8 protein-coding genes, 1 tRNA gene and 1 pseudogene are annotated in these 10871 nt (G+C 41.0%); 7 read left to right on the forward strand and 3 right to left on the reverse strand.

Annotated elements, in window-relative coordinates:
• A pseudogene (locus NWP17_RS14800) lies at positions 1 to 276 on the reverse strand (sulfate ABC transporter substrate-binding protein); the annotation flags it as partial.
• 304 nt (positions 277 to 580) lie between these two features.
• On the opposite strand from NWP17_RS14800, the gene NWP17_RS14805 reads away from it, so the two are divergent.
• The 4 genes from NWP17_RS14805 (at position 581) to ileS (ending at position 6386) form a co-directional block, all read left to right on the forward strand.
• Entirely contained in the window at positions 581 to 1657 is a 1077-nt protein-coding gene (locus NWP17_RS14805; protein WP_280655654.1) for a sulfate ABC transporter substrate-binding protein, read from the forward strand.
• Positions 1658 to 1682: 25 nt separating this feature from the next.
• Positions 1683 to 2558, forward strand: a complete 876-nt coding sequence (gene cysT / locus NWP17_RS14810; protein WP_006278419.1) for a sulfate ABC transporter permease subunit CysT — start codon at positions 1683 to 1685, stop codon at positions 2556 to 2558.
• On the forward strand, positions 2545 to 3402 hold the full coding sequence (gene cysW / locus NWP17_RS14815; RefSeq protein ID WP_006278420.1) for a sulfate ABC transporter permease subunit CysW: 858 nt from the start codon (positions 2545 to 2547) through the stop codon (positions 3400 to 3402). The genes cysT and cysW overlap by 14 nt, the downstream gene beginning before the upstream one ends.
• A 92-nt stretch (positions 3403 to 3494) precedes the next feature.
• Complete coding sequence (gene ileS, locus NWP17_RS14820; RefSeq protein ID WP_280655655.1) at positions 3495 to 6386, forward strand: isoleucine--tRNA ligase; 2892 nt, start codon at positions 3495 to 3497, stop codon at positions 6384 to 6386.
• A gap of 159 nt (positions 6387 to 6545) precedes the next feature.
• Here ileS and NWP17_RS14825 read toward each other — a convergent pair whose 3' ends face one another.
• A complete protein-coding gene (locus NWP17_RS14825; RefSeq protein WP_006278690.1) occupies positions 6546 to 7817 on the reverse strand; it encodes a hypothetical protein in 1272 nt (423 codons plus the stop codon).
• 84 nt (positions 7818 to 7901) lie between these two features.
• A tRNA-Gln gene (locus NWP17_RS14830) sits at positions 7902 to 7973 on the reverse strand.
• 153 nt (positions 7974 to 8126) lie between these two features.
• On the opposite strand from NWP17_RS14830, the gene NWP17_RS14835 reads away from it, so the two are divergent.
• The 3 genes from NWP17_RS14835 to NWP17_RS14845 all read left to right on the forward strand — a co-directional run.
• Complete coding sequence (locus NWP17_RS14835; protein WP_071241755.1) at positions 8127 to 9284, forward strand: DUF3086 domain-containing protein; 1158 nt, start codon at positions 8127 to 8129, stop codon at positions 9282 to 9284.
• 17 nt (positions 9285 to 9301) lie between these two features.
• On the forward strand, positions 9302 to 9985 hold the full coding sequence (gene plsY / locus NWP17_RS14840) for a glycerol-3-phosphate 1-O-acyltransferase PlsY (RefSeq protein ID WP_006278688.1): 684 nt from the start codon (positions 9302 to 9304) through the stop codon (positions 9983 to 9985).
• Between the two features lie 316 nt (positions 9986 to 10301).
• Positions 10302 to 10871, forward strand: a 570-nt coding sequence (locus NWP17_RS14845; RefSeq protein ID WP_280655656.1) for an ATP-binding protein, incomplete at its 3' end; no start/stop codon positions are given.

Here is a 10871-nt window from a genome sequence, read left to right on the forward strand (position 1 = left end):
AGTTTGAGTACCGGAACCACCATAACTTTGTTTGATGATTACATCTTGACCTTTTTCCCTTTTCCACTTGGCTACGAACTCGGGAATAATTTTACTGTAAGCAGCTTTTGTAACTGCATAAGTTACAAGGGTAATCTCTACAGTCTTGGGTTTCTGACTAATTAACTTGTTTTGATTTGCACTTCCCGCCAATACGGGTAATACGGTGCTAACACCTAAAATAACCGCCAACACTGTATTGGTAGTTTTTAAAACCGCTACATTTTTGATAGACATGGTAACTTTTCCTCTGATTGTTGTAATCCACTGTAAATTGATAGACAATTTGTAATTAGCCTACTGATTGGACTCTATCAAACCACCCACTCAAAATCAATAGTTAAAAGACTAAATATCTATCGTATAATCGATGTATTTAATTAAATCATAGATCGTAGCTTTACTATAAGTAATACTTATCTAATAATTTTTTTGATCTAGTTGGCAACTTTTGTCCCTAACCTGCTAGAATCACCTTATTGTCTATCGTCAAAGTCAGGTTTTCTTTCCTATATTTTTAAAATTACCAAGGAGAACACAAATGGGTTGGGGTTGTAGATTACCCGTAAGCATACTGCGCGTAAAACCGACCAAAAGTTTTATTTCACCTTGCTTAATAGGTATATTTTTAGGTGTGGTGGTTGGTGGTTGTGGAGACAGGGGAACTAATTCCTCTAGTAAGAAAGAGGTGGAAATCACTTTAGTGTCCTTCGCCGTGACAAAGACCGCCCATGAAGCGATTATTCCTAAATTTGTGGAAAAATGGCAACAAGAACATGGGCAAAAAGTGATATTTAAACAAAGCTATGGGGGTTCTGGTTCACAAACTCGTGCGGTAATTGATGGTTTACCCGCTGATGTTGTGCACCTAGCTTTGGGCTTGGACACTAAAAAGATTGAAAAAGCAGGTTTAATTCAACCAGGTTGGGAAAAAGAAGCTCCGAATAATGCTATAGTTTCCCAGTCTGTAGCTGCTTTGGTAACCCGCCCAGGCAATCCTAAAAATATTAATACCTGGGCTGATTTATCAAGGGATGATGTAAAACTAATTACTGCTGATCCTAAAACATCCGGGGTAGCACGTTGGAATTTTCTGACTTTGTGGAACTCAGTAATTAGGACTGGTAGTGATGAAGCCAAGTCCAAGGAATTTGTGAGCCAAGTATATAAGAATGTTCCCATTTTAACAAAGGACGCAAGGGAAGCGACGGATGCCTTCTTTAAACAGGGTCAAGGGGATGCTTTGATTAACTATGAAAATGAGATATTTTTAGCGCAGGAAAATGGAATGAAGGTCAATTACACAATTCCTGACGTGAATATTTCCATTGATAATCCCATTGCGGTTGTAGATAGGAATGTTGATAAACATAACAATAGGGAAGTAGTGGAGGCTTTTGTTCAGTTCTTATTTACTCCCCAAGCTCAAGAGGAATTTGCCAAAGTTGGTTTTCGTCCAGTAAATACTACCGTAGCAAAAAGTAAAACCTTTGTAGATAAGTATCCTCCCGTTAAGACTTTGAGTACAGTGAAAGATTTAGGCGGTTGGGAAGCTGTGCAGAAAAAGTTTTTTGATGATGGAGCCTTATTTGACCAGATTCAAGCCTGGGGCAAATAGTTGAATCAATTATGAATTTAGAATTATGACCTTATCCACACCCACAGATGTGAGCAACTCCAACAGACCAGGTTTTGCCAGAACATTGTTAAATAGAGCGACTCGTTTATCTTGGACATGGCGAATTACTATTTTTTACCTGTTGGTCATGTTATTTTTACCCGTTTTGGCTATGTTTCTCAAAGCTGGTACGGAACCACCAACAAAGTTTTGGCAAATTGCTACCAGTGAAATAGCTTTAGCCACTTATAATGTGACTTTTATTACTTCCCTTTTAGCGGCGGCGGTTAATGGGGTGTTTGGAACCCTAGTGGCCTGGGTTCTGGTCAGGTATGATTTTCCCTTAAAACGAATTGTGGATGCCACCGTAGATTTACCATTTGCCTTACCCACTTCAGTAGCTGGTTTAACCTTAGCGACTGTTTACAGTGATAATGGTTGGTTAGGCTCTTTATTGGCACCTTGGGGAATTAAAGTTTCTTTTACTCGGTTAGGTGTAGGTGTAGCAATGGTATTTATATCCTTGCCTTTTGTGGTGCGAACTGTACAACCTGTATTGCAAGAAATGGAAAAAGATGTGGAAGAAGCTGCGTGGAGTTTGGGTGCTTCCCCATGGCAGACATTTATGAAAGTGATTTTGCCACCCCTATTACCGACAATTTTAACCGGAGTGGCTTTAGGTTTTTCCCGTGCTGTGGGTGAATATGGCTCCACAGTCATTATTTCTTCTAACACACCATTTCAAGACTTAATTGCACCAGTATTGATTTTCCAAAGATTGGAACAATACGATTATTCGGGTGCAACAGTAATAGGGGTGGTCTTACTGCTGATTTCCCTGGTTTTATTGGTGGCAATTAATTTATTACAGGCTTGGGCAAGAAGATATGACAACAAATAAATCACGACAAAAATCACAATATCAAAAACAGCAAAGTTGGGTACCATCTGTTTTAATTGCCATAGCAGTTGGTTATTTATTTCTGGTACAGTATATTCCAGCTATTAATGTTTTTGTTCAAGCCTTTATTAAAGGTGTTGAACCTTTCTGGAATAACTTAACCAAAACAGACTTTCTTCATGCGGCCTGGTTAACTCTCTTATTAGCAGTAATTTCCGTACCTATTAACGCTGTATTTGGTCTATGTGCAGCCTGGGCGATCGCACGGCATAAATTTCCTGGGCGTGCAATAGTTTTAAGTATTATTGACCTTCCCTTTTCCATTTCCCCCGTAGTAGCGGGTCTAATGATTGTTCTGCTATACGGGAGACAGGGATGGTTTGGAGGTTGGTTGCAATCCCATGATATTCAAATTATCTTTGCCTTTCCTGGGATGGTTCTAGCGACTTGTTTTGTCAGTATGCCATTTGTTGCTAGAGAAGTGATTCCAGTATTGGAGGAGTTTGGTAAAGATCAGGAAGAAGCAGCAAAAACCCTAGGAGCTAATGAGTGGCAAACATTTTGGCGTGTTACACTACCCAGCATTCGTTGGGGTTTACTTTATGGTTTAATCTTAACTAATGCCAGATCCATGGGGGAATTTGGGGCGGTTTCTGTAGTATCTGGAAACATCGCTAATACTACCCAAAGTTTACCTTTATTTGTAGAGGATGCCTATAAACAATATGAAACGGAGGCGGCTTTTTCTGCAGCAGTTTTGTTAGCACTTTTGGCAGTGGTCACCTTGGTGTTAAAAGAGATTTTAGAGCGCAAAACTCGTATTAAGGATGATGGGGAAAACTAGAAAACTAATTGTGGGATAGGCGTTCTTTCCCACCTTCACCTGGTTGACGGCTATAATTGACCAAATAACAGCAAATATATAGGCATGAAACCGTGACCGAAACTGGAAATTACAAGGATACCGTTAATCTCCCCCAAACTGATTTTGATATGCGGGCAAACGCAATAAAACGCGAGCCAGAAATCCAAACATTTTGGGCGGAAAATAACATTTACTCGCGCCTGGCTCAAGAAAACCCGGGCGAACTATTTATACTTCATGATGGACCTCCCTATGCCAATGGCTCATTGCATATTGGTCACGCTTTAAACAAGATTCTCAAAGATATTATTAACCGTTACCAATTACTGCAAGGTCGTAAAGTTAGATACGTGGCTGGGTGGGATTGTCACGGACTGCCAATTGAATTGAAAGTCCTGCAAGCTATGAAGTCCCCAGAACGGCAAAATCTCACTCCCTTACAGTTACGTCAAAAAGCAAAAGATTTTGCTTTAGTAGCAGTTAGGGAACAACTAAATAGTTTTAAACGTTATGGGATATGGAGTGATTGGGATCATCCCTATTTAACCCTACAGCCAGAGTATGAAGCCGCCCAAATTGGTGTATTTGGCAGAATGTACTTAAAAGGATATATCTACCGAGGTCTCAAGCCTGTGCATTGGAGTCCCAGTTCTAAAACCGCTTTAGCAGAAGCTGAATTAGAATATCCAGAAGGACACGTTTCTAGGAGTATTTACACCGTTTTTCCAGTAATTAAGGTTTCGGAAAAGCTGAAATCAGTTTTGGCACCTTTTATGCCCGATTTGGCACTGGCTGTGTGGACAACTACTCCCTGGACCATACCTGGCAATTTAGCCATCGCAGTTAATGGGTCATTAAATTATGCGGTGGTGGAGGTTTTACCTAATGAAACTTCCCTTTTCCACCACAAATATCTGATTGTGGCCACTGATTTAGTTCCCCGCTTGACCACCATTCTCAATGTGGATTTGAGAGTGCAGGTGAGTTTTGCTGGTGAGGATTTAGAACATACTATCTACCGTCATCCCCTATTTGACCGGGAAAGTCCTGTGCTTATTGGTGGTGATTATATTACTACCGATTCCGGTACGGGTCTGGTACATACAGCTCCCGGTCATGGTCAAGAAGATTACATTGTCGGACAGCGTTATGGCTTACCAATCCTCGCTCCCGTAGATGAAAACGGTAATTTTACTCAGGATGCTGGTAAATTTGCTGGCTTGAATGTTCTAGGGGAAGGTAACCAAGCAATTATTGATGCTCTTGCACAAGCAGGTTCTTTACTAAAAGAAGAGGCTTATCAACATAAATATCCCTATGACTGGCGTACTAATAAACCAACCATCTTCCGAGCTACAGAACAGTGGTTTGCTTCAGTTCATGGCTTTAGAGAGGATGCTTTAAAAGCGATCGCCTCAGTAAGGTGGATTCCTCCCCAAGGGGAAAACCGTATTACCCCCATGGTAGCAGAGCGATCGGATTGGTGTATTTCTCGTCAACGGGCTTGGGGTCTTCCTATTCCCGTATTCTACGACCAAGAAACGGGGGAGGTATTGCTAAACGAGGACACCATTAATCACGTTCAAGCTATTATTGCCCAGCGAGGTTCTGATGCTTGGTGGGAACTAGAAATTGCAGAACTCTTACCAGAACCCTACCGTAGTAATGGGCATAAATATCGTCGAGGTATGGATACTATGGATGTGTGGTTTGACTCTGGTTCTTCCTGGGCAGCTGTAGCTAATCAGCGACAGGAACTAACCTATCCCGTTGATATGTATTTAGAAGGCTCAGATCAACATCGAGGGTGGTTCCAGTCTTCCCTATTAACCAGCGTAGCAGTAAATGGCATTGCTCCCTATAAAACCGTATTGACCCATGGATTTGTCCTTGATGAACAAGGAAGAAAAATGAGTAAGTCAATTGGTAATGTGGTAGATCCACAAATTATCATTAATGGTGGTAAGGATCAGAAAAAAGACCCCGCCTACGGTGCAGATGTGTTGCGATTATGGGTTTCCTCCGTTGATTATTCCGGGGATGTCCGTTTAGGGGGTAATATCATTAAGCAACTAGCTGATATCAGGAATAAAATCCGTAATACGGCAAGATTTTTATTGGGTAGTCTACATGACTTTGACCCGGAAAGAAATGCGGTTTCTCTGGAAAAATTGCCGGAATTGGATCGGTACATGTTGCATCGTATATACGAGGTGTTTAGTGAAGTAACAGCAGCCTTTGAAACCTTTCAATTTTTCCGATTTTTCCAAACAGTTCAGAATTTTTGCGTTGTAGACCTGTCTAACTTTTATTTGGATATTGCCAAGGATAGATTATATATTAGCGCAGCTGATAGTTTTAGAAGGCGCAGTTGTCAAACAATCCTACATATAGCCCTGGAAAACCTAGTCAGGGCGATCGCTCCAGTGTTGTGTCATACTGCGGAAGACATTTGGCAATTTATTCCCTATTCCAGAAGTGAGAAATCAGTGTTTCAAGCTGGGTGGGTAAAGGTTGATCCCCAGTGGAAAAATCCTGAATTGGAAAATAAATGGCATACTTTGAGGATGCTGCGCACGGATGTTAATAAGGTCTTGGAACAGGTGCGGATGGAAAAAAGGATTGGTTCCTCCCTAGAGGCCAAAATATTAGTTCACCTTACCAATTCGCATTCACCCCTATCTCAAACCATCAAAGACTTCCATTTCAACCCGGATAGGGACAATGGAGTGGATGAACTGAGATACCTGCTCATAGTATCACAAGTAGAGATCCCAGAGGATTTAACCCAACTCTCCCAATTGCAATATACAACAACCACGGAAAATTGGACAATAGGGGTGGTAAATGCGGAGGGAGAGAAATGCGATAGGTGTTGGAATTATTCCACTCATCTGGGAGAGTCCTCAGACCATCCCCTGTTGTGTGAGAGATGTGTTTTGTCCCTAGCGGGTGAGTTTTAGACCTGTCTAAGTAGGTGGGTGGAATTAAATATAAGATGAACGTAGGTTGGGTTGAAGTATGAAACCCAACACCCGCACGGGTTACGCCACCGCTAATCCATCCTACAAATAATTGTGAAATTGTGCCTCCCTACTTAATGGAACTAAGCTGAGATTGAGCTATTCTTCCTCCTGTTCACGAGGGGGAATAAGCTCAAATTCTTGTTCTAGCAGATCTCTGTCACTACCATAAATTACATTTTCTTTGCCAATAACTGTTTCTTGGGCAAAGTTACGGGTGAAGTCTATTTTCTTTTGTAAACTCTCACTAGGATCTGCGAGAACTCTTACTCGCTCTAAACGCTCGCGGTTGCGACTAGCAATTTTTTGGTTGCGCGATTGAATCCAAAAATAACGTCCCAAGGGTATCCCCAAAAAGCCAATTCCATAACTCAACAGTAACCAATAAATACTTTGCACAAAACCTACTAGTCCCCCCGCTTCTAAGCCAACTGTCTGAGTGAGTAAATTACCTAGCACTAAAGCTCCTACCAGATTTAGCGCTCCCAAACCGGCACTCATCATAATTTGTCCAGAATTAGCAGCACTAAATTGCCATGGGTTCTCTTCTAAGAATAAATCTACTGGTTCATCTATTTTTTTGCTGGCTTGTACCTGCAATTCAGGAAAATAATACACAATTTGTCCATCTGGACTTACCTGAGGTTTACCATTGTACCTGACCAAAACTGGTAACATATAATCTTCATATTCCTGTTGGTATTTTTCCCCTAAATTATCTAAATAGGGGGCAATTTGTTCAGCAACTACTGCTCCTTGATTATTAGTAATTACACTGCCAATTTGTTGCCAACGTCTTTCCTCTAATTTGCTGTTAGGATTACCATCACCAAATAAAAAGGAAAATACTGCTTCCAAAAAGTTTAACTCCCCATTCCCCCGATTTTCTTTTCTTTCTATTCGTCTTTCTTGACTATAATAATTCGGACTAAAATACCAAAACAAATCTGGAAAAAAGAAGATATCAAATCCCCTAAATCCTCCATCCCTATTATCTTCATCCCGATTTGAGCTGCTGGCAGTAATAATGATAATTATAGTTAAAGTGATGATGACAATTGAAGCAATCAGTAAAACACCAAAAGAAATCCTAATTATATAAAACAGCACCTGCCAAATCTTTGCCCACCACTCCTGTAAGCGCAATTGCACATACTTGTTTCTTAAAATTGTTCTAAAATTCTGTGGAAATTGATAAACAATGTCCCCCGTATCTGCTACTTGTAAATGCCCACCTGCGTCAGCAGCTAAAACTAACATTCCTTCATTTGCTTCAGCAAGTCCCAAACCAGATCTGGCAGCTACATCACCTACTGTAACACGGTAGCCGAGCTTTTCTATGGCTCCCATAATAGCGGGATTAGGTATCATTCTCCCCTCCTATTGTATTTCATGAAGCAGGTTGTTTTTTTCGACTTCATGGTAGTGATTATAGCATTTTTGGGAAGCTAAAAACTGGGGCGCTAGGATTCGAACCTAGGGATGGCGGGACCAAAACCCGCTGCCTTACCGCTTGGCTACGCCCCATTGATTTCACTTCACTACTATAGCAGTTACCCCCGGGATGGTGTCAAGTATTTTTTTAAAAAATTTTTTCTATCAACATCTAAGGTCACCTTGTTGGTCAGGGAGTATGTCAAGATAGTGATAGACTCGCTTGATTTATTTTATGATGAGATTATGAGCCAAGAGGAATCTTCTACTGCAAAACTGACGGATGACGGGTGGGAGGAACCAACTACTCCTGTAACCCCACCGCCGACGGAAATTTTATCGCCAATTGAATCTTATGTCAGTCAGGTGGTGGAATCAGATCCCCATCTCAATTCTTTGTATACGGTTACAGCAGAACAGGTAGCTGATTTACAATCTACTCAAGCTGCACTGAAAACGGAAATCTCCCAACTACAAGTAACTTATATTGCGCTTCAAAGTCAAGTATCGGAGACCCAAACCAATCTTTCTAGAATAGTGCAGGAGTCATTATCTCTTTTAGAACAACGTAAACAAAATCTACAAATATCCGTGGAGCAATTAGAACGGAGACAAGAACGCATTAAAAATGAAATGCGCACAAGTTTTGCAGGAACTTCCCAGGATCTGGCAATTCGGGTACAGGGTTTTAAGGACTACCTCACAGGGAGTTTACAGGACTTGGTGACCGCAGCGGAGCAATTACCTCTTGTTCCCATTCCAGAAAAACTTAAATCGGTAACTACGGAAGTTAAGCAGGATTTTGCCAAAGAAGTTAAATCTAATGTAAGCCAGTCTGTTAGTGTACAGTTCGCTCAACAACAGTTTCAAGAAACAACCAAGCAGATTCAGCGACTACTAGAACAGTATCGCAATCAACCAGACTATTATGGTCCTCCATGGCAACTAAGACGCACTTTTGAACCCGTTCATGTAGAACGAGTTTCTAAATGGTTTCTTACTCTGGGTGGACGTGGTGCTTTACAAACCATGAGTAGTCGTCTGCAAAATGTTTTGATTTCTTCCGCAGCAGTATCAATTCTACAGAAACTGTATGGCGATCGCCTGCGTACACTAGTTTTAGCGAATAGTCCTGAAAGGTTAGGGGAATGGCGCAGGGGTTTACAAGATTGTTTGGGTATTGGTCGTTCTGATTTTGGTCCGGACAGAGGTGTGGTATTATTTGAAGCAGCTACCGCTTTAGCCCAAAAGGCGGATAGACTAATTAAGTCTAATCAAATGCCTTTGATTATCATTGATGATTCTGAAGAGCAGGTTAGTTTAGGACTATTGCAATTTCCTTTGTGGTTAGCTTTTGCGCCTGATCCTAAAATGATGCGAGATAGATATGATGAAGATTTCTAATAACTAGGTTGTAAATTATGACTATTTGGTTTGTGTGGTGTGGGTTGGTAATTATATTAGCCTATCTATTGGGTTCCTTTCCCACAGGATATCTGGTGGGTAAAATATTAAAAGGGATTGATATTAGACAAGTCGGATCTGGCTCTACTGGTGCAACTAATGTTTTGAGAACTTTAGGTAAAGGTCCAGGTGCTTTTGTACTAATTATTGACTGTTTGAAAGGAGTTCTAGCCATTAATTCAGTGTATATATTATACAGTAGTCAATTAAACTTAATGGATAGCAGTTTAAATGTGGAAGCATGGCAATCGTGGTTAGTCACCTTAGTAGGGTTGATGGCAATATTGGGACATAGCAAGTCCATATTCTTAGGTTTTACTGGTGGTAAGTCGGTAGCTACCAGCTTAGGTATTTTATTAGCAATAAATTGGCAAGTAGGTCTAGGTACTCTGGGTGTGTTTGTAGTGATGATTGCCATATCTAAAATTGTTTCTTTAAGTTCCATTGCTGGTGCAATTGCTGTTTCCATTTTGATGGTAGTTTTTCAACAACCCTTGGCTTATATTATATTTAGCTTGCTTGGTGGTTTGTATGTAATTATTCGTCACCGTAGTAATATTGACAGACTATTAGCAGGTAAAGAACCAAAAATTGGACAAAAGGTGGAAACTCAGTCAGAACGACTAACCGGGGAAGGTTGACGTTGCGATCGCCTGGGCGATAGCTCAGAATTAACCAATCCCCTGTCTCATTTTTGTGGTAAATATCAATTGCGATCGCACTGTGATTTTTTGTGCCACCACTCATTGCATAAACGCGACCATCGATTAGCTCGTGCTTTACTGGTAAATGAAAAGCTCCTCACCTGGTGGGGGGCTTTTTTTATGGCGTATTATTTGAGTAATGCCATGAGTTGAGGGTGTTGGGTGCTGGTTTCAATGAAGATCCCTTATGAGCTGGTCTATAGAGGTTCTAGAATAAAATCGGTAAGGTTATTTTTAAAAACTCCTTCTCACCATGCCCAAACACTTTAATACTGCTGGTCCTTGCCAATCTGATATCCACTATATGCTCTCCCCAACGGTTCGACTACCGGATTTGAAAGCACTAATTGATGGTCGCAATTACTTTATCATTTATGCGCCGCGACAAGTAGGCAAAACCACCGCTATGATAGCTCTAGCTCAAGAATTGACTGATAGTGGGGAATACACCGCCGTCATGCTCTCTGTGGAAGTAGGATCGGGATTTTCCCATAATCCCCAGCAAGCGGAGCAGGTTATTTTACAAGAATGGAAACAGGCAATTAAGTTTTACTTACCCAAAGAACTACAACCATCCTATTGGCCAGAGGGTGAAACAGACTCAGGAATAGGCAAAACTTTAAGTGAGTGGTCTACCCAATCTCCAAGACCTCTTGTAATCTTTTTAGATGAAATAGATTCCCTAACAGATGAAGCTTTAATCTTTATTTTAAGACAATTACGTTCAGGTTTTCCCCGTCGTCCCCGGGCGTTTCCCCATTCGGTGGGGTTGATTGGTATGCGGGATGTGCGGGACTATAAGGTTAAATCCGGTGGAAGTGAA

It is taken from the genome of Chrysosporum bergii ANA360D (assembly GCF_029891735.1).
Lineage (GTDB): Bacteria > Cyanobacteriota > Cyanobacteriia > Cyanobacteriales > Nostocaceae > Umezakia > Umezakia bergii.